Here is a 19,574-nt window from a genome sequence, read left to right as displayed (position 1 = left end):
AAGGAGCATCATGAAGCGCAGCAAGGCCTACCGCACCGCCGCCGCCAAGATCGAGGAGGGCCGGCTCTACGGCCCGGCCGAGGCGGTGCGGCTCGCCAAGGAGACCGCCACCACCACCTACGACGCGACCGTCGAGGTCGCGCTGCGGCTGGGCGTCGACCCCCGCAAGGCCGACCAGCTCGTCCGCGGCACCGTCAACCTCCCGCACGGCACCGGCAAGACCGCCCGGGTCCTCGTCTTCGCCACCGGCGACAAGGCCGAGGCCGCCCGCGAGGCCGGCGCCGACCACGTCGGTTCCGACGACCTCATCGACCGGATCGCCGGCGGCTGGCTGGACTTCGACGCCGTCGTCGCCACCCCCGACCTGATGGGCAAGGTCGGCCGGCTGGGCAAGGTGCTGGGCCCCCGCGGCCTGATGCCGAACCCGAAGACGGGCACCGTGACGATGGACACCGCCAAGGCCGTCTCCGACATCAAGGGCGGCAAGATCGAGTTCCGGGTCGACAAGCACGCCAACCTCCACTTCATCATCGGCAAGGCCTCCTTCGACGAGCAGGCGCTGCTGGAGAACTACACGGTGGCGATGGACGAGATCCTGCGGCTGAAGCCCTCGGCCGCCAAGGGCCGCTACGTCACCAAGGCGACGATGTCGACCTCGATGGGCCCGGGCATCCCGCTGGACACCTCCAGCCGCGCCGCCGCCGCCTGACCCGGCTCCGGGCAGCAGCGGGGCCGTGACCGCCCGCACCGCGCCCCGCCGGTCCTCGGACCGGCGGGGCGTCGTGCTGCCGCGGGCCGGCGGGGCGTCATGCTGCCGTGGGCCGGCGGGACGGCGTAGGTTCATCGGGTGCGTAACGCCCTGACCCGCGTCGAGGCCGGTCTGCGGGCCTGGGCCGACGCCCGGCTGGCCGGCCGGCGCGGCCCGCTGGTGGAGCTGCTCGTGTTCGCGGTCAAGCAGGCCTGGGCCGCGATCTTCGGTGGGCTCCTGCTGGGGCTGTTCCTGCTGCTGCGCCACTACCCTGCGGACGCCGTCGTCAGCCGGCCCGACCTGCTGACCCTGCTCGCCGTGGTCATCCAGCTGGCGATGCTGGTGCTGGGCCTGGAGACGGTGCGCGAGCTGCGGGTGGTGCTGCTGTTCCACGTCGTCGGCACCGTCATGGAGCTGTTCAAGACCGCCGCCGGGTCCTGGGCCTACCCCGCCGAGGGGGTGCTGCGGGTCGGGGAGGTCCCGCTCTACAGCGGGTTCATGTATGCCGCGGTCGGCAGCTACATGGTGCGGGTGCACCGGCTGTTCGACCTGCGGTTCGACCGGTGGCCGCGGCGCTGGCTGACCGCGCTGCTCGCGGCCGCCATCTACGTCAACTTCTTCAGCCACCACTGGTGGTGGGACGCCCGCTGGGTGCTGGTGGCGCTGGTGGCCGTCACCTGGGGGCGGTCGGTGATGCACTACCGGGTGCACGACCGCGCCCACCGGATGCCGGTGCTGGTGTCCTTCCTGCTGGTGGCGCTGGTCATCTGGCTGGCCGAGAACGTCGCCACCTTCGCCGGCGCCTGGTTCTACCCCGGCCAGGAGCTGGCCTGGGAGCTGGTGCACCCGGCGAAGATCTCCTCCTGGTTCCTGCTCATGATCATCTCGGTGGTGCTGGTGACCTGGGTGTACCCGCCACGGGAGAGGGCCGTCGCGGCGGCGGCGCAGGAGGCGACCGGCCAGCAGCCGGCCAGGGGCGAGGCCGGCCCGGCCCCCGCCCGCGATTTGGGCGAAGGCGGGGGCGTGCCGTAGCCTGGGGCCACCAATGACCGCCGGTTGTCGGCGTGCCCACGGGCGCGGCGACCGAAGGTCTCGCCATGAGGCGGGCAGCCTGCGCAGGTGATCCTACGCAATCCGGGCGTGCCGACGTGCGCGCCCGCGAAGCCCCGGAGCGCCTGCGCCGGGGCCTTTCTCATGTTCGGGGCCCGTGCCTGCCGGCACCCACGAACGAAGGAGGCCCCATGGCGACTGCCGAGAAGGCTGCAGCCATTGCCGAGATCGCGGACCGGTTTCGCGGCTCGGGTGCGGCCGTGCTCACCGAGTACCGCGGACTGTCGGTGGCGCAGATCTCCCAGCTGCGCACCAACATCCGCGAGCACGCGTCCTACGCCGTGGTGAAGAACACGCTCACCAAGCGGGCTGCCGCCGAGGCCGGGGTCACCGGCGTCGACGAGCACCTGCAGGGCCCGACGGCCATCGCCTTCGTCACCGGGGACCCGGTCGAGGCGGCCAAGGGGCTGCGTGACTTCGCCAAGGCCAACCCCGCCCTGGTGATCAAGGCCGGCGTCGTCGACGGCAAGCCGATGACGGCAGAGGACCTCACCAAGCTCGCCGACCTGGAGTCCCGCGAGGTCCTGCTGTCCAAGCTGGCAGGCGCGCTGAACGCCTCGCTGAGCAACGCCGCGTCCCTGTTCGCCGCGCCGCTGTCGCAGACCGCGCGCGTCGTCGAGGCGCTGCGGGCCAAGGTCGAGGAGGAGGGCCCGGCGGCCGAGTCCGCCGAGCCCGCCGCGGCCCCGGCCGAGTCGGCTCCCGCCGACGAGTCCACCGACGTCGCCGAGGGTGGCGACGACAGCTGACGCCCCCGGCGTCGGCACACCCCACACACCGCCACTCACGGCACCACAAGGAAGGAACGCCACCATGGCGAAGCTGAGCACCGAAGAGCTCCTTGACGCGTTCAAGGAGATGACCCTGATCGAGCTGTCCGAGTTCGTCAAGGAGTTCGAGGACACCTTCAATGTCACCGCCGCCGCGCCCGTCGCGGTCGCTGGTGCCGCCCCCGCCGCCGGCGGCGGCGACGCCGGTGCGGCCGAGGCCGAGGAGCAGTCCGAGTTCGACGTCGTCCTCGAGTCGGCCGGCGACAAGAAGATCCAGGTCATCAAGGAGGTCCGCGCGCTGACCTCGCTCGGCCTGAAGGACGCCAAGGACCTGGTCGACGGCGCTCCGAAGCCGGTCCTGGAGAAGGTCGACAAGGAGGCCGCCGACAAGGCCAAGGAGGCCCTGGAGGGCGCGGGCGCCACCGTCACCGTCAAGTGACCTCCCCCGGGGCAACGCCCCGGACGGCTCGAGGAGCCACTCTCGCCGCGGGCGGGTCGGGCCAGCAGCAGCTGGACCGGCCCGCCCGCGGTCGTCCGTGACGGACACGCCCGTCCCGGGCTTGACGCGCGGCCCGCGAACGGCGATTCTGTCGGCCGGGCCTGCAGCAGGGCCCGCCCGTCCCGCGGGGGGAGCGGGTCGGCGCGGCGATGCCGCCGCTGGCTGCTGGCGTCCGCTGGAGGGTTTGGCGGATGCGGGCGGCTCGTGTATGCTGTTTCTTTGCGCTGCCCTGTACCCGCCTGCTGCCGCCGATGACGTGTCTATGCCTCCCTCCTGCGCTGGACACGCGTGCGCGCCAGGTGGTGCCGGGTTGCTGACCCTGCCACCTTGTTAGGCCCGTGGAAGGACCATCCTTGGCTGCCTCGCGCACTGCGAAGAAGACTGTGTCCACCGCTCGGACGGCTTCCGGCCGGCTGAGCTTCGCGAAGATCCGCGAACCCCTGGAGGTCCCCGACCTCCTCGCTCTGCAGACGGAGAGCTTCGACTGGCTCCTCGGCAACGAGGCCTGGCAGGCGCGTGTCGCCGCCGCCCAGGCCGAGGGCCGCCAGGACGTGCCGGACCGGTCCGGGCTGGAGGACATCTTCGAGGAGATCTCCCCCATCGAGGACTTCTCCGGCTCCATGTCGCTGTCGTTCCGCGACCACCGCTTCGAGGAGCAGAAGTACTCCATCGAGGAGTGCAAGGAGCGGGACATGACCTACTCCGCCCCGCTGTTCGTCACCGCGGAGTTCATCAACAACACCACCGGTGAGATCAAGAGCCAGACGGTGTTCATGGGCGACTTCCCGCTCATGACCGACCGCGGCACCTTCATCATCAACGGGACCGAGCGCGTCGTGGTCTCCCAGCTGGTCCGCAGCCCGGGCGTCTACTTCGAGCGCTCCCTGGACAAGACCTCCGACAAGGACGTCTTCGGCGCCAAGGTGATCCCCAGCCGCGGTGCCTGGCTGGAGTTCGAGGTCGACAAGCGCGACACCGTCGGCGTCCGTGTCGACCGCAAGCGCAAGCAGTCGGTCACCGTGCTGCTCAAGGCGCTGGGCTGGACCGAGGACCAGATCCTGGCGGAGTTCGGCGACTACGAGTCGATGCGGCTCACCCTGGAGAAGGACCACGTCGCCAACCAGGACGAGGCGCTGCTGGACATCTACCGCAAGCTGCGCCCGGGCGAGCCGCCGACCCGCGAGGCCGCGCAGACGCTGCTGGACAACCTCTACTTCAACCCCAAGCGGTACGACCTGGCCAAGGTGGGCCGGTACAAGATCAACAAGAAGCTGGGCCTGGAGGCCCCGCTGACCGAGTCGGTGCTGGGGGTCGACGACATCGTCGCGACCATCAGGTACCTGGTTGCGCTGCACGCCGGCGAGACCACCGTGCCGTCGGTGCAGGACGGCCAGCAGACCGAGGTGCCGGCCGAGGTCGACGACATCGACCACTTCGGCAACCGCCGGCTGCGTAGCGTCGGTGAGCTGATCCAGAACCAGGTGCGGACCGGGCTGTCCCGGATGGAGCGCGTGGTCCGGGAGCGGATGACGACCCAGGACGTCGAGGCGATCACGCCGCAGACGCTGATCAACATCCGGCCGGTCGTGGCCTCCATCAAGGAGTTCTTCGGGACCAGCCAGCTGTCCCAGTTCATGGACCAGAACAACCCGCTGGCCGGGCTCACCCACAAGCGCCGGCTCTCGGCGCTGGGCCCGGGCGGGCTGTCCCGCGACCGGGCGGGCATGGAGGTGCGGGACGTCCACCCGTCGCACTACGGCCGGATGTGCCCGATCGAGACCCCGGAGGGCCCGAACATCGGCCTGATCGGGTCGCTGGCCTCCTACGGCCGGATCAACGCGTTCGGCTTCGTGGAGACCCCCTACCGCAAGGTCGACAACGGCCGGGTCACCGACGAGGTGGTCTACCTGTCCGCTGACGAGGAGGACCGCCTCGTCATCGCGCAGGCCAACGCCAAGCTGACCGAGGACGGCACCTTCGCGACCGAGCGGGTGCTGGTCCGGGCCCGTGACGGCGAGGCCGTCGACGTGCCGGCCGGCGAGGTCGACTACATGGACGTCTCGGCCCGGCAGATGGTGTCCGCGGCGACCGCGATGATCCCGTTCCTGGAGCACGACGACGCCAACCGCGCGCTGATGGGCGCCAACATGCAGCGCCAGGCGGTGCCGCTGGTGCGGGCGGAGGCGCCGCTGGTGGGCACCGGGATGGAGCACCGCGCCGCGCTGGACTCCGGTGACGTGGTGCGGGCCGAGAAGGCCGGCGTGGTCCAGGAGGCCTCCGCCGACCTGGTCACCGTCGCCAACGACGACGGCACCTACCAGTCCTACCGGCTGGACAAGTTCACCCGGTCCAACCAGGGCAACTGCTACAACCAGCAGGTCCGGGTCGAGGAGGGCCAGCGCCTGGAGGAGGGTGACCTCATCGCCGACGGTCCCTCGACCGACGGGGGCGAGATGGCCCTGGGCCGCAACCTGCTGGTGGCGTTCATGCCGTGGGAGGGCTACAACTACGAGGACGCGATCATCCTCAGCCAGCGGATCGTCCAGGACGACGTGCTCTCCTCGATCCACATCGAGGAGCACGAGATCGACGCCCGCGACACCAAGCTGGGCCCGGAGGAGATCACCCGAGACATCCCCAACGTCTCCGAGGAGGTCCTGGCCGACCTCGACGAGCGCGGCATCATCCGCATCGGCGCCGAGGTCCGCGACGGTGACCTGCTGGTCGGCAAGGTCACGCCCAAGGGCGAGACCGAGCTGACCCCGGAGGAGCGGCTGCTGCGGGCGATCTTCGGCGAGAAGGCGCGGGAGGTCCGCGACACCTCGATGAAGGTCCCGCACGGCGAGACCGGCACCGTCATCGGCGTCAAGGTCTTCGACCGCGAGGAGGGCGACGAGCTCCCCCCCGGCGTCAATCAGCTGGTGCGCGTCTACGTCGCCTCCAAGCGCAAGATCACCGACGGTGACAAGCTCGCCGGCCGGCACGGCAACAAGGGCGTCATCTCCAAGATCGTCCCGGTCGAGGACATGCCGTTCCTCGAGGACGGCACCCCGGTCGACATCGTGCTCAACCCGCTGGGCGTGCCCGGCCGGATGAACATCGGCCAGATCCTGGAGCTGCACCTCGGCTGGGCCGCGGCGCAGGGCTGGGAGATCCAGGGGGAGCCCACCTGGGCGGAGAACTTCTCGGCAGAGGCCCGCTCGGTGCCGCCGGGGACCCGGGTCGCCAGCCCCGTCTTCGACGGTGCGCTGGAGGAGGAGATCGCCGGTCTGCTGGACTCCACCCGTCCCACCGACGACGGCGGCCGGCTGATCGACTCCTCCGGCAAGGCGCGGCTGCTCGACGGCCGCTCCGGCGAGCCGTACCCGGACCCGATCGCCGTGGGCTACATGTACATCCTCAAGCTGCACCACCTGGTGGACGACAAGATCCACGCGCGCAGCACCGGGCCGTACTCGATGATCACCCAGCAGCCGCTGGGCGGTAAGGCCCAGTTCGGTGGCCAGCGCTTCGGCGAGATGGAGGTCTGGGCGCTGGAGGCCTACGGCGCCGCCTACGCGCTGCAGGAGCTGCTGACGATCAAGTCCGACGACGTGACCGGACGGGTCAAGGTCTACGAGTCGATCGTCAAGGGCGACAACGTGCCCGAGCCGGGCATCCCCGAGTCGTTCAAGGTGCTCATCAAGGAGATGCAGTCGCTGTGCCTGAACGTCGAGGTGCTCTCCAGCGACGGCAGCCACATCGACCTGCGCGAGTCCGACCAGGAGGTCTTCCGCGCGGCCGAGGAGCTGGGTATCGACCTGTCGCGGCGGGAGCCGAGCAGCGTCGAGGAAGTCTGAGCGACCGCCCGCCCCGGCGCGGCAGCGGCGGGGCGGGCGGGCCGCTACCTGACCTATCGACCACACACCACATGAGACTTCACGGAATCTCACGGAGAGAAGGACCCACGTGCTCGACGTCAACTTCTTCGACGAGCTGAGGATCGGCCTGGCCACCGCGGAGGACATCCGCCGGTGGAGCCACGGCGAGGTCAAGAAGCCCGAGACCATCAACTACCGGACGCTGAAGCCGGAGAAGGACGGGCTGTTCTGCGAGAAGATCTTCGGTCCCACCCGGGACTGGGAGTGCTACTGCGGAAAGTACAAGCGCGTCCGCTTCAAGGGCATCATCTGCGAGCGCTGCGGCGTCGAGGTGACCCGCGCCGGCGTGCGCCGCGAGCGGATGGGCCACATTGAGCTGGCCGCTCCGGTCACCCACATCTGGTACTTCAAGGGCGTGCCCAGCCGGCTGGGCTACCTGCTGGACCTGGCGCCGAAGGACCTGGAGAAGGTCATCTACTTCGCCGCCTACATGATCACCTGGGTCGACGAGGAGGGCCGGCACGAGGACCTGCCCTCGCTGGAGAACCAGATCCAGGTCGAGCGCAAGGAGCTGGAGAACCGGCGCGACGCCGAGGTGGAGGCCCGCGCCCAGAAGCTCGAGGCCGACCTGGCCGAGCTGGAGGCTGAGGGCGCCAAGGGCGACGCGCGCCGCAAGGTGCGTGACTCGGCCGAGCGCGAGATGAACGCCATCCGCCGCCGGGCCGAGCAGCAGATCGAGCGGCTGGAGCAGGTGTGGGACCGCTTCAAGAACCTCAAGGTGCAGGACCTGGAGGGTGACGAGGTGCTGTACCGCGAGATGCGCGAGCGGTTCGGCATGTACTTCGAGGGCGGCATGGGCGCGGCAGCGCTGCAGAACCGGCTGCAGAACTTCGACCTGGAGGCCGAGGCCGCCTCGCTGCGCGAGGTCATCGCCACCGGCAAGGGCCAGCGCAAGACCCGGGCCATCAAGCGGCTGAAGGTCGTCACGTCTTTCATGAACACCACCAACACCCCGGCCGGGATGGTGCTGGACTGCGTGCCGGTCATCCCGCCGGACCTGCGCCCGATGGTGCAGCTGGACGGTGGCCGCTTCGCGACCTCGGACCTGAACGACCTCTACCGGCGCGTCATCAACCGGAACAACCGCCTCAAGCGGCTGCTGGACCTCGGCGCGCCCGAGATCATCGTCAACAACGAGAAGCGGATGCTGCAGGAGGCCGTGGACAGCCTGTTCGACAACGGCCGCCGCGGCCGGGCGGTGACCGGCCCGGGCAACCGGCCGCTGAAGTCGCTGTCCGACATGCTCAAGGGCAAGCAGGGCCGGTTCCGGCAGAACCTGCTGGGCAAGCGCGTCGACTACTCGGGCCGCTCGGTCATCGTGGTCGGCCCGCAGCTGAAGCTGCACCAGTGCGGCCTGCCCAAGCAGATGGCGCTGGAGCTGTTCAAGCCGTTCGTGATGAAGCGCCTGGTCGACCTCGACCACGCGCAGAACATCAAGTCGGCCAAGCGCATGGTCGAGCGGGGTCGCTCGGTGGTGTGGGACGTGCTCGAGGAGGTCATCAGTGACCACCCCGTGCTGCTGAACCGCGCGCCGACGCTGCACCGCCTCGGCATCCAGGCCTTCGAGCCGCAGCTGGTCGAGGGCAAGGCCATCCAGATCCACCCGCTGGTCTGCACCGCCTTCAACGCCGACTTCGACGGCGACCAGATGGCGGTCCACCTCCCGCTGTCCGCGGAGGCGCAGGCCGAGGCCCGGATCCTGATGCTGTCCAGCAACAACATCCTCAAGCCCGCCGACGGCCGCCCGGTGACCATGCCCACCCAGGACATGGTGATCGGCCTGTACCACCTGACCGCCGAGTCCGGGACGGTGCAGGTCAGCAACGGTGACGGCCAGGCCCACGACCGCAGTTTCGCCTCGGTCGCCGAGGCCCAGATGGCCTTCGACGCCGGGGAGATCAACATCGGCACCCCGATCGTGCTGCGAGTGCGGGACACCGCGCCGCCGCTGGGCCTGGAGCTGCCCGAGGGCGTCGAGGTGGGCGAGGACGGCACCGCCTCGGTGTTCAGCCTGCGCACCACCCTGGGCCGGGCGCTGTTCAACGACGCGCTGCCGCCGGACTACCCGTTCATCAACGACGTGGTGGACAAGAAGCGGCTCTCCGGCGTCGTCAACGACCTGGCCGAGCGCTACACCAAGGTCCAGGTCGCCACGTCGCTGGACGGGCTGAAGGACCTCGGCTTCTACTGGGCGACCCGGTCGGGCACCACGGTGGCGGTCTCGGACGTCTCCACGCCCGAGCGCAAGCCGGCGATCCTGGAGTCCTACGACGCCAAGGCCGCCAAGGTGCAGACCCAGTACGAGCGCGGGCTGATCACCGACGACGAGCGCCGGCAGGAGCTCATCGAGATCTGGACGCAGGCGACCAACGAGGTCGCCAAGGAGCTGGAGACCTCGATGCCGCGGGAGAACACCATCTACCGGATGGTCACCTCCGGGGCCCGAGGCAACTGGTTCCAGCTGCGGCAGATCGCCGGCATGCGCGGACTGATGGCCAACCCCAAGGGTGAGATCATCCCGCGTCCGATCAAGTCCAACTTCCGGGAGGGGCTGTCGGTGCTGGAGTTCTTCATCTCCACCCACGGCGCCCGGAAGGGCCTGGCCGACACCGCGCTGCGGACGGCCGACTCCGGCTACCTGACCCGCCGGCTGGTGGACGTCAGCCAGGACGTGATCGTGCGTGAGGCCGACTGCGGCAGCGACCGCGGCTTCGTCATGCCGATCGCGATCGAGAACGCCGACGGCTCGCTGCGCGAGCACGACGACGTCGAGACCGCGGTCTACGCCCGCACCCTGGCCCAGGACGTCGTCAAGGACGGCGAGGTGCTGGCCGAGGCCGGCCTGGACCTCGGTGACGTGGTCATCGACGGCCTGGTCTCCGCCGGCGTGCGCGAGGTCAAGGTGCGGTCGGTGCTCACCTGCGAATCCCTGGTCGGCACCTGCGCCAAGTGCTACGGCCGGTCGCTGGCCAGCGGCAAGCTGGTCGACATCGGCGAGGCCGTCGGCATCGTCGCCGCCCAGTCGATCGGTGAGCCCGGCACGCAGCTGACGATGCGGACCTTCCACACCGGCGGTGTGGCTGGTGACGACATCACCCAGGGCCTGCCGCGCGTGGTCGAGCTGTTCGAGGCGCGCACGCCCAAGGCGGTCGCCCCGATCGCCGAGGCCACCGGCCGCATCCAGGTGGAGGAGTCCGACCGGACCCGGCGCCTGGTGCTGGTGCCCGACGACGGCTCCGAGGAGCACGCCTACCCGGTCAGCCAGCGGGCCCGCCTGCTGGTGCGCGACGGCGACCACGTCGAGGTCGGGCGGCAGCTGGTGCAGGGCGCCATCGACCCCAAGCAGGTGCTGCGCATCCTCGGCCCGCGGGCCGCGCAGCAGCACCTCGTGGACGAGGTGCAGGGCGTCTACCGGCAGCAGGGCGTGTCGATCCACGACAAGCACATCGAGGTCATCGTGCGGCAGATGCTGCGCCGGATCACCATCATCGAGGCCGGCGACACCGAGCTGCTGCCCGGCGAGCTGGTCGAGCGCGGCCGGTTCGAGATGGAGAACCGTCGCGTGGTCGCCGAGGGCGGCAAGCCGGCCTCCGGTCGCCCGGAGCTGATGGGGATCACCAAGGCCTCGCTGGCCACCGACTCGTGGCTGTCAGCGGCCTCCTTCCAGGAGACCACCCGGGTGCTCACCGAGGCGGCCATGCAGGCCAAGTCGGACCCGCTGCTGGGGCTGAAGGAGAACGTCATCCTCGGCAAGCTGATCCCGGCCGGGACCGGGCTGCCGCGCTACCGCAACCTCACCGTGGAGCCCACGGAGGAGGCCAAGGCGGCCGCCTACGCCGTGCCGGAGTACGGCGAGTTCGAGTACCCGGCCTTCGGGCCGGGCAGCGGCGAGGCCGTGCAGCTGGACGACCTGGCCTTCGGGGAGGAGCGCTACTGAGCGCCCTGCCCGAGCGGACCCGATGACGAGGGCGGGGTCCGGCGCTCCGGCGCCGGCCCCGCCCTCCGTCGTCACCGAAGAATCCGTGGTGGTGAGCCGGCCGGCCGGGACGGACCGGTCGGACCCGGCCCCACCTCCGGGACGATTTGGCCCGCTGCTGGCCGGACCGGTAGTCTTGACCGTTGTGTGTGGCATGCCCACACACCGGCGTGCCCGGCAACTCGCGCGCTCCCGAGGGAGCAGCGGCCGGGCAGCAGCCACCCGCTCCCGCCGGGCGTCCCGGTCGACCACCTCGCGATCTGCAACGGTCCGCGGTGCCGACCCGGGGAGTGCAGGGGGGAGGTCCCCGGACGACCTGAGGGTCCGGCGGGGACGAACACCAAGGAGTGTGACGTCGCCGACGATGGCGGCCCACACGGACAACACCGACTGATGGAGTGTCAGTGCCCACGATCAACCAGCTGGTCCGCAAGGGGCGGCAGGACAAGGTTCAGAAGAAGAACAGTCCTGCCCTCAAGGGGAACCCCCAGCGACGCGGTGTGTGCACCCGCGTCTACACCACCACCCCGAAGAAGCCGAACTCCGCGCTGCGCAAGGTCGCGCGCGTCCGGCTGACCTCGGGCATCGAGGTCACCGCCTACATCCCGGGCGTGGGCCACAACCTGCAGGAGCACTCGATGGTGCTGGTGCGCGGCGGTCGCGTGAAGGACCTGCCCGGCGTGCGCTACAAGATCATCCGCGGCTCCCTCGACACCCAGGGCGTCAAGGGCCGCAACCAGTCCCGGTCCCGGTACGGCGCGAAGAAGGAGAAGAAGTAATGCCTCGCAAGGGCCCTGCTCCCAAGCGCCCGCTGATCTCGGACCCCGTCTACGGGTCCCCGCTGGTCACCCAGCTGGTCAACAAGATCCTGCAGGACGGCAAGAAGTCCGTCGCCGAGCGGATCGTCTACGGCGCCCTCGAGGGCTGCCGCGCCAAGACCGGCACCGACCCGGTGCAGACCCTCAAGCGCGCGCTGGACAACGTCAAGCCGTCGCTGGAGGTCAAGAGCCGCCGCGTCGGTGGTGCGACCTACCAGGTCCCCATCGAGGTCAAGCCCGGCCGCGGCACCACGCTGTCGCTGCGCTGGCTGGTCGGCTACGCCCGGCAGCGTCGTGAGAAGACGATGACCGAGCGCCTGATGAACGAGATCCTCGACGCCAGCAACGGCCTGGGCGCCGCGGTCAAGCGCCGCGAGGACACCCACAAGATGGCCGAGGCCAACAAGGCGTTCGCCCACTACCGCTGGTGACGACGGGCCCCGCCCCCACGTCAGCGACCCACGTAACGCGACTGAGCAGAGAAGAGAGACTGTGGCACTCGACGTCCTCACGGACCTGAGGAAGGTCCGCAACATCGGCATCATGGCTCACATCGATGCCGGCAAGACGACGACCACCGAGCGGGTCCTGTTCTACACCGGGATCAACTACAAGATCGGCGAGACCCACGACGGGGCCTCGACGATGGACTGGATGGAGCAGGAGCAGGAGCGCGGCATCACCATCACGTCGGCCGCGACGACCTGCTTCTGGAAGGACATCCAGATCAACATCATCGACACCCCCGGGCACGTCGACTTCACCGTCGAGGTGGAGCGGTCGCTGCGGGTGCTCGACGGTGCGGTGGCCGTCTTCGACGGCAAGGAGGGCGTCGAGCCCCAGTCCGAGACCGTGTGGCGCCAGGCCGACACCTACAACGTGCCGCGGGTCTGCTTCGTCAACAAGATGGACAAGCTGGGCGCTGACTTCTACTTCACCGTCCAGACCATCAAGGACCGGCTCGGGGCCACCCCGCTGGTGGTCCAGCTGCCCATCGGCGCCGAGAACGACTTCATCGGCGTCGTCGACCTGGTCCGGATGCGGGCGCTGACCTGGCGCGGCGAGGTCAAGAAGGGCGAGGACTACGCCGTCGAGGAGATCCCGGCCGACCTGCAGGAGAAGGCCGAGCAGTACCGCGAGCAGCTCATCGAGCAGGTCGCGGAGTCCGACGACGAGCTGATGGAGAAGTACCTCGGCGGCGAGGAGCTGACCGAGGAGGAGCTGGTCGCCGGCATCCGGCGGCTCACCGTCAACTCCGAGGCCTACCCGGTGCTGTGCGGCTCGGCGTTCAAGAACAAGGGTGTCCAGCCGATGCTGGATGCGGTGGTCAGCTACCTGCCCTCGCCGCTGGACGTGCCCCCGATGGTCGGGCACGACCCCAAGGACGAGAGCGTGGAGCTGAGCCGCAAGCCCTCCGCCGACGAGCCGTTCTCGGCGCTGGCCTACAAGGTCGCCACCCACCCGTTCTTCGGCACGCTCACCTACGTGCGCGTCTACTCGGGCCGGGTGCAGGCCGGCACCCAGGTCATGAACTCGACCAAGGGCAAGAAGGAGCGCATCGGCAAGCTGTTCCAGATGCACTCCAACAAGGAGAACCCGGTGGACTTCGCCACCGCCGGGCACATCTACGCCTTCATCGGGCTCAAGGACACCACCACCGGTGACACGCTCTCGGACATGAACCAGCAGATCGTGCTGGAGTCGATGAACTTCCCGGAGCCGGTCATCCACGTGGCGATCGAGCCCAAGACCAAGAGCGACCAGGAGAAGCTCTCCACCGCCATCCAGAAGCTGGCCCAGGAGGACCCCACCTTCACCGTCCGACTGGACGAGGAGACCGGCCAGACCGTCATCGGCGGGATGGGCGAGCTGCACCTGGACATCCTGGTCGACCGGATGAAGCGCGAGTTCAAGGTCGAGGCCAACGTGGGCGCCCCGCAGGTCGCCTACCGCGAGACCATCCGCAAGCCGGTCGAGAAGTACGACTACACCCACAAGAAGCAGACCGGCGGGTCCGGCCAGTTCGCCAAGGTGCAGGTCACCTTCGAGCCGCTGGACACCAGCGAGGGCCAGCTCTACGAGTTCGCCAACGTGGTCACTGGTGGCCGGGTCCCCAAGGAGTACATCCCCAGCGTGGACCAGGGCATCCAGGAGGCGATGCAGCTGGGCGTGATCGCCGGCTATCCGCTGGTGGGCATCAAGGCCACCCTTGTCGACGGCGCCTACCACGACGTCGACTCCTCCGAGATGGCGTTCAAGATCGCCGGCTCGATGGTCCTCAAGGAGGCCGTCCGCAAGGCCAGCCCCGTGCTGCTCGAGCCGATGATGTCCGTCGAGGTGCGCACGCCCGAGGAGTACATGGGCGACGTCATCGGCGACATCAATGCCCGTCGTGGACACATTCAGTCCATGGAGGAGGTCAGCGGCGCCAAGGTCGTCCGAGCCCTGGTGCCGCTGTCGGAGATGTTCGGGTACGTTGGCGACCTGCGGTCCAAGACCCAGGGTCGAGCCAACTACACGATGCAGTTCGACTCCTACGCCGAGGTTCCCAAGAACGTCGCCGAGGAGATCGTCAAGAAGATCCGTGGTGAGTGACAGCGGTAGACTCACCGCGGTGACCACAGACTCGATCCAGTAACCAGACCGACGTCGTCGCCCACGCCCGAGGGTATCCATGGGGGCGACACGCACAACCAGTCCCGAGGAGGACACCAGTGGCTAAGGCCAAGTTCGAACGGAGCAAGCCGCACGTCAACATCGGCACGATCGGTCACATCGACCACGGCAAGACGACGCTGACGGCTGCCATCTCCAAGGTCCTGCACGACAAGCTGCCGGAGCTCAACCAGGCGTCTCCGTTCGACTCGATCGACAAGGCGCCCGAGGAGAAGCAGCGCGGCATCACCATCTCCATCGCGCACATCGAGTACCAGACCGAGAGCCGGCACTACGCCCACGTCGACTGCCCCGGTCACGCGGACTACGTGAAGAACATGATCACGGGTGCCGCGCAGATGGACGGTGCGATCCTCGTGGTGGCCGCCACCGACGGCCCCATGCCGCAGACCAAGGAGCACGTCCTGCTGGCCCGCCAGGTCGGCGTCCCCTACATCGTGGTCGCGCTGAACAAGGCGGACATGGTCGACGACGAGGAGATCATGGAGCTCGTGGAGATGGAGGTCCGCGAGCTGCTGTCCTCCTACGAGTTCCCGGGTGACGACCTGCCGGTCGTGCAGGTCTCGGCGCTCAAGGCCCTCGAGGGCGACCCGCAGTGGTCCGAGAAGCTGATGGAGCTGCTCACCGCGGTCGACGAGTACATCCCCGAGCCGCAGCGCGACACCGACAAGCCGTTCCTGATGCCGGTGGAGGACGTCTTCACCATCACCGGCCGCGGCACCGTCGTCACCGGCCGCATCGAGCGCGGTGTGCTGAAGGTCAACGAGGACGTCGAGATCGTCGGCATCCACGAGGGCCCCGCCACCAAGACCACCGTCACCGGCATCGAGATGTTCCGCAAGCTGCTCGACGAGGGCCGCGCGGGCGAGAACGTCGGCCTGCTGCTGCGTGGCGTCAAGCGCGAGGACGTCGAGCGCGGCCAGGTGGTCTGCAAGCCGGGGTCGATCACCCCGCACACCGAGTTCGAGGCCAGCGTCTACATCCTGTCCAAGGACGAGGGCGGCCGGCACACGCCGTTCTACGACAACTACCGTCCGCAGTTCTACTTCCGGACCACGGACGTGACCGGCGTCGTGCACCTGCCCGAGGGCACCGAGATGGTCATGCCCGGCGACAACACCGAGATGCGCGTCGAGCTGATCCAGCCGATCGCCATGGAGGAGGGCCTGCAGTTCGCCATCCGCGAGGGTGGCCGGACCGTGGGCGCCGGGCGGGTCACCAAGATCATCAAGTGACCCCTCCCCGGGGCTGACCCGGGACCCACGCACGGGACCGAGCCCCCGCAGCCGACCGGCTGCGGGGGCTCGGTCGTTCCCGCTGCCCGGTCGCGGCCGGGGGCGCAGCCGGGCGCCGCCGCCGCTACGCTGGGCGGCCGGAGGAGCCCTCGCGGGGGAGCGAGGCTCCTCACCGAACCATGGCCCGAGGGCGTGCTGTGGCCCACCACCGCACCGACCCGTCTGCGAGGCCCTTGCCGTGTCCTGGACGCTCCGTCCCCGACCGCCCGTGCCCGCCACCGAGGCGCCGCCCGGCCGGCCGCCCGGTGCGCGGGAGCCCGGTGGCTTCTACGGGTGGCACGTGGTGGCGCTGGCCGCGGTGGCGCTGGCGATGACCGGTCCCGGTCAGACGGCCGGGGTCTCGGTCTTCATCGACCCGTTGGTGCGCGACCTCGGCGTCAGCCGGGAGACCATCTCCACCGCCTACCTCGTCGGCACCCTCGCGGGCACCCTCGTGGTGCCGTCCGTGGGCCGGCTGCTGGACCGGTGGGGCGTGCGCCGCACCATGCTGCTCATCGGGGCCCTGTTCGGGGCGGTGCTGGTCGCCTCCGCCACGGTCGCCGGCGTGGTCGGCGTCACGCTGGCCTTCGTCGGGATCCGCTCCCTGGGTCAGGGCGCGCTCGGGCTGTCGGCGACGACCGCCGCCGCCCGCTGGTTCGAGCGGCGGCGCGGCACCGCGATGGGCGTCGTGTCGGCTGCCGGGACCTGCGGGATCGCGCTGACCCCGCTGCTGGCCGACCTGCTCATCGCCGCCCGAGGGTGGCGCGTGGCCTGGGTGGTGCTGGGGCTGCTGGTGTGGGTGGTTGTGCTGCCGCTGGCGCGCTGGGGGCTGCGGGACGACCCCCGCGACCTGGGGCAGGTGCCCGACGGCCGCCCGGTTCCGGGGCAGCAGCCGGTCGAGCCGTGGGGGATGACGCGGCGCGAGGCGGTGCGGCAGCCGTGGTTCTGGGTGATCGTCGCCGGCGTCGCCGTCTCCGGGATGTTGTTCACGGCGGTGGCCTTCCACCAGGTGAGCCTGCTGGGGGAGCGGGGACTGAGCTCGACCGAGGCCGCGGCCAACTTCCTGCCGCAGTCGGTGGCCGGGGTGGTGGCCACGCTGGCCGCCGGCCGCATGATCGACCGGCTGAACCCGCGCTGGGTGGTGGTCTCCTCGATGCTGGTGCACGTGCTGGCCCTGGGGTGGGCCACCATGGTGAGCCCGGGCTGGAGCGCGGTCGGCTTCGGTGTCGCCATCGGCTCCGGTGGCGCGATGATCCGCGCCACCGAGGCCGCCGCCGTGCCGCACTACTTCGGCGTGCTGCACATCGGCGCGCTCCGGGGCGTGGTGGCCGCCGTCAGTGTCGGCTCCACCGCGTTCGGGCCGCTGCTGTTCGCCGCGGCGCACGGGGCGACCGGCAGCTACGCCCAGGTCCTCTGGCTCAGCACGCTGCTCCCGCTGGCGGTCGCCGCCGCGGCGGTCGCCGTGCGCCCGCCACGGGCTCGATTTGGGTCTGTCGAGGAGCGCGTGGCACACTAGAGCGGTTGCTTGACGCGCGGTGCCGTCCCCATGGCGGTGCCGCGGCCGATCGGGACCCACCGACACCGGTGGGACGCACCGGGGATTACCCCCGGGGCGGGTCGGGACCGGACGCTCGCGCGGCCGTCCCGAGGTTCTCGTGGCAGCGCAAGCCCCGGCCTCCCGCCGGGCTCGGACACCACGCCCAGATCGAAGCGGACCTGCGGTGTGCCTGGGGACAGGGCGACACGCCCGACCTCGGGGGTCAGAGCCCGCGCCGCAGGGCGCCGGGACTAACAGGCAGATGGACGACGAGAGAGAGTCAGACAAGCGATGGCGGGACAGAAGATCCGCATCCGGCTGAAGTCGTATGACCACGAGGTCATCGACAGCTCGGCGCGCAAGATCGTCGACACGGTGACCCGTGCCGGCGCGACCGTGGTCGGCCCGGTGCCGCTGCCGACGGAGAAGAACGTCTTCACTGTCATCCGGTCGCCTCACAAGTACAAGGACAGCCGCGAGGCCTTCGAGATGCGGACGCACAAGCGTCTCATCGACATCGTCGACCCGACCCCCAAGGCGGTCGACTCGTTGATGCGTCTCGACCTGCCCGCTGACGTCAACATCGAGATCAAGCTGTAAGGGCACCACCAATGACTGCTACCACTGAGCGCAGCGTCAAGGGAGTCCTCGGCGAGAAGCTCGGCATGACCCAGGTGTGGGACGCCGACAACCGCCTGGTCCCCGTGACCGTCATCAAGGCCGGCCCCTGCGTGGTCACCCAGGTCCGCAGCGACGAGAAGGACGGCTACAACGCCATCCAGATCGGCTTCGGGCAGGTCGACCCGCGCAAGGCGACCAAGCCGCTGAAGGGCCACTTCGAGGCCGCCGGCGTGACCCCGCGGCGTCACGTCGCCGAGGTGCGCACCAGCGACGCCGGCGACTACCAGCCGGGCCAGGAGCTGACCGCGGAGACCTTCGAGGCCGGGCAGACCGTCGACGTCACCGGCACCTCCAAGGGCAAGGGCTTCGCCGGGACCATGAAGCGGCACGGCTACGCCGGTGTCGGGGCCTCCCACGGCGCCCACCGCAACCACCGCAAGCCGGGCTCGATCGGTGGCGCGGCCACCCCGGGCCGGGTCTTCCGCGGGCACCGCATGGCCGGCCGGATGGGCGGCGTGCGTCACACCACCCAGAACCTCACGATCCACGCCGTGGACGCCGAGAAGGGCCTGCTGCTGGTCAAGGGCGCCGTCCCGGGGCCGCGCGGCAGCGTCCTGCTGGTCCGCACGGCGGCGAAGGGGGCCTGACGCCATGACGACCATCACCATCACCCAGCCCACCGGCGGCTCCGCCGGCACCGTCGAGCTGCCCGCCGAGATCTTCGACGTGCAGACCAACGTGCCGCTGATCCACCAGGTGGTCGTGGCCCAGCTCGCGGCCGCTCGGCAGGGCACGCACGCCACCAAGACCCGCGGCGACGTCCGCGGCGGTGGCCGCAAGCCCTACCGCCAGAAGGGCACCGGCCGCGCCCGGCAGGGCTCGGTGCGGGCGCCGCAGTTCGCCGGCGGTGGCACCGTCCACGGCCCGCAGCCGCGCAGCTACAGCCAGCGGACCCCGAAGAAGATGAAGGCCGCCGCACTGCGCGGTGCGCTGTCGGACCGGGCCCGCAACGGCCGCATCCACTGCCTGTCCAGCGTGGTCGAGGGCGAGAACCCCTCGACCAAGACCGCCGCCCAGCTGCTGGGCTCGCTCACCGAGCGGGCCAACCTGCTGGTCGTGCTCGACCGCGGCGACGAGCTGGCCCTGAAGAGCCTGCGCAACCTGGCGGACGTGCACGTGCTGTTCGTCGACCAGCTCAACACCTACGACGTGCTCTGCGCCGACGACGTGGTCTTCACCCAGCCGGCGCTGACCGCCTTCATCGAGGGCCGGCAGGCCGGCGAGCGGCAGACCGAGGAGGAGACCAAGTGAGCGCCACCACCGCCAAGGACCCGCGCGACGTGCTGCTGAAGCCGGTCGTCTCCGAGAAGTCCTACAACCTGCTGGACCAGGGCAAGTACACGTTCCTGGTGGACCCGCGGGCCAACAAGGCCGAGATCAAGCACGCCGTCGAGGACATCTTCGGCGTCAAGGTCTCCTCGGTGCACACGATGAACCGGCCCGGCAAGGCCCGCCGCACCCGGTTCGGCACCGGCCGCCGCAAGGACACCAAGCGGGCGATCGTCACGCTCCGTGAAGGCACCATCGACATCTTCGGCACGCTCTGAGCCGGTAGTCGAGACGACGAG

General features: G+C 70.0%; 15 protein-coding genes. All 15 read left to right on the top strand.

Annotated features, from left to right (window positions below):
- The first annotated feature begins 10 nt into the window (after positions 1–10).
- The 15 genes from rplA (at position 11) to rplW (ending at position 19,553) form a co-directional block, all read left to right on the top strand.
- Complete coding sequence (rplA, locus tag GFJ45_RS01510; RefSeq protein ID WP_153393341.1) at positions 11–709, top strand: 50S ribosomal protein L1; 699 nt, start codon at positions 11–13, stop codon at positions 707–709.
- Between the two features lie 138 nt (positions 710–847).
- A complete protein-coding gene (locus GFJ45_RS01505) occupies positions 848–1,780 on the top strand; it encodes a DUF817 domain-containing protein (RefSeq protein WP_153393338.1) in 933 nt (310 codons plus the stop codon).
- Between the two features lie 209 nt (positions 1,781–1,989).
- Positions 1,990–2,604 (top strand): 50S ribosomal protein L10, encoded by a 615-nt coding sequence (gene rplJ, locus GFJ45_RS01500; RefSeq protein ID WP_153393335.1) that lies wholly within the window; start codon positions 1,990–1,992, stop codon positions 2,602–2,604.
- A 64-nt stretch (positions 2,605–2,668) separates the two neighbouring features.
- Positions 2,669–3,064 carry a 50S ribosomal protein L7/L12 gene (gene rplL / locus GFJ45_RS01495; protein ID WP_153393332.1) on the top strand — a complete coding sequence of 132 codons (396 nt, stop codon included), beginning with the start codon at positions 2,669–2,671 and terminating at the stop codon, positions 3,062–3,064.
- Positions 3,065–3,477: 413 nt separating this feature from the next.
- Complete coding sequence (gene rpoB / locus GFJ45_RS01490) at positions 3,478–6,963, top strand: DNA-directed RNA polymerase subunit beta (RefSeq protein ID WP_153393329.1); 3,486 nt, start codon at positions 3,478–3,480, stop codon at positions 6,961–6,963.
- Between the two features lie 109 nt (positions 6,964–7,072).
- A complete protein-coding gene (locus tag GFJ45_RS01485) occupies positions 7,073–10,981 on the top strand; it encodes a DNA-directed RNA polymerase subunit beta' (protein ID WP_153393326.1) in 3,909 nt (1,302 codons plus the stop codon).
- Positions 10,982–11,424: 443 nt separating this feature from the next.
- A complete protein-coding gene (rpsL, locus tag GFJ45_RS01480; protein WP_153393324.1) occupies positions 11,425–11,799 on the top strand; it encodes a 30S ribosomal protein S12 in 375 nt (124 codons plus the stop codon).
- Complete coding sequence (gene rpsG / locus GFJ45_RS01475; protein ID WP_153393322.1) at positions 11,799–12,269, top strand: 30S ribosomal protein S7; 471 nt, start codon at positions 11,799–11,801, stop codon at positions 12,267–12,269. The genes rpsL and rpsG overlap by 1 nt, the downstream gene beginning before the upstream one ends.
- A 61-nt stretch (positions 12,270–12,330) precedes the next feature.
- Complete coding sequence (fusA, locus tag GFJ45_RS01470; RefSeq protein ID WP_153393319.1) at positions 12,331–14,433, top strand: elongation factor G; 2,103 nt, start codon at positions 12,331–12,333, stop codon at positions 14,431–14,433.
- Between the two features lie 119 nt (positions 14,434–14,552).
- Positions 14,553–15,749 (top strand): elongation factor Tu, encoded by a 1,197-nt coding sequence (gene tuf, locus GFJ45_RS01465; RefSeq protein WP_153393316.1) that lies wholly within the window; start codon positions 14,553–14,555, stop codon positions 15,747–15,749.
- A 268-nt stretch (positions 15,750–16,017) separates the two neighbouring features.
- Positions 16,018–17,304 (top strand): MFS transporter, encoded by a 1,287-nt coding sequence (locus tag GFJ45_RS01460; RefSeq protein WP_228386330.1) that lies wholly within the window; start codon positions 16,018–16,020, stop codon positions 17,302–17,304.
- Between the two features lie 312 nt (positions 17,305–17,616).
- The gene (gene rpsJ, locus GFJ45_RS01455; RefSeq protein WP_153393313.1) at positions 17,617–17,925 is read left to right on the top strand and encodes a 30S ribosomal protein S10; all 309 of its coding nucleotides are present in this window, start codon (positions 17,617–17,619) and stop codon (positions 17,923–17,925) included.
- 11 nt (positions 17,926–17,936) lie between these two features.
- On the top strand, positions 17,937–18,593 hold the full coding sequence (gene rplC, locus GFJ45_RS01450) for a 50S ribosomal protein L3 (protein WP_153393310.1): 657 nt from the start codon (positions 17,937–17,939) through the stop codon (positions 18,591–18,593).
- A 4-nt stretch (positions 18,594–18,597) separates the two neighbouring features.
- The gene (gene rplD, locus GFJ45_RS01445) at positions 18,598–19,257 is read left to right on the top strand and encodes a 50S ribosomal protein L4 (RefSeq protein ID WP_153393307.1); all 660 of its coding nucleotides are present in this window, start codon (positions 18,598–18,600) and stop codon (positions 19,255–19,257) included.
- The gene (gene rplW, locus GFJ45_RS01440) at positions 19,254–19,553 is read left to right on the top strand and encodes a 50S ribosomal protein L23 (protein WP_153393304.1); all 300 of its coding nucleotides are present in this window, start codon (positions 19,254–19,256) and stop codon (positions 19,551–19,553) included. Before rplD ends, rplW begins: the two co-directional genes overlap by 4 nt.
- The last annotated feature ends 21 nt before the right edge of the window (positions 19,554–19,574 follow it).

The sequence above is a fragment of the Ornithinicoccus halotolerans genome (assembly GCF_009602535.1).
GTDB lineage: Bacteria > Actinomycetota > Actinomycetes > Actinomycetales > Dermatophilaceae > Ornithinicoccus > Ornithinicoccus halotolerans.
Note: the sequence above shows the minus strand (reverse complement) of the source record. Positions and strands in the feature narration are given on the sequence as shown.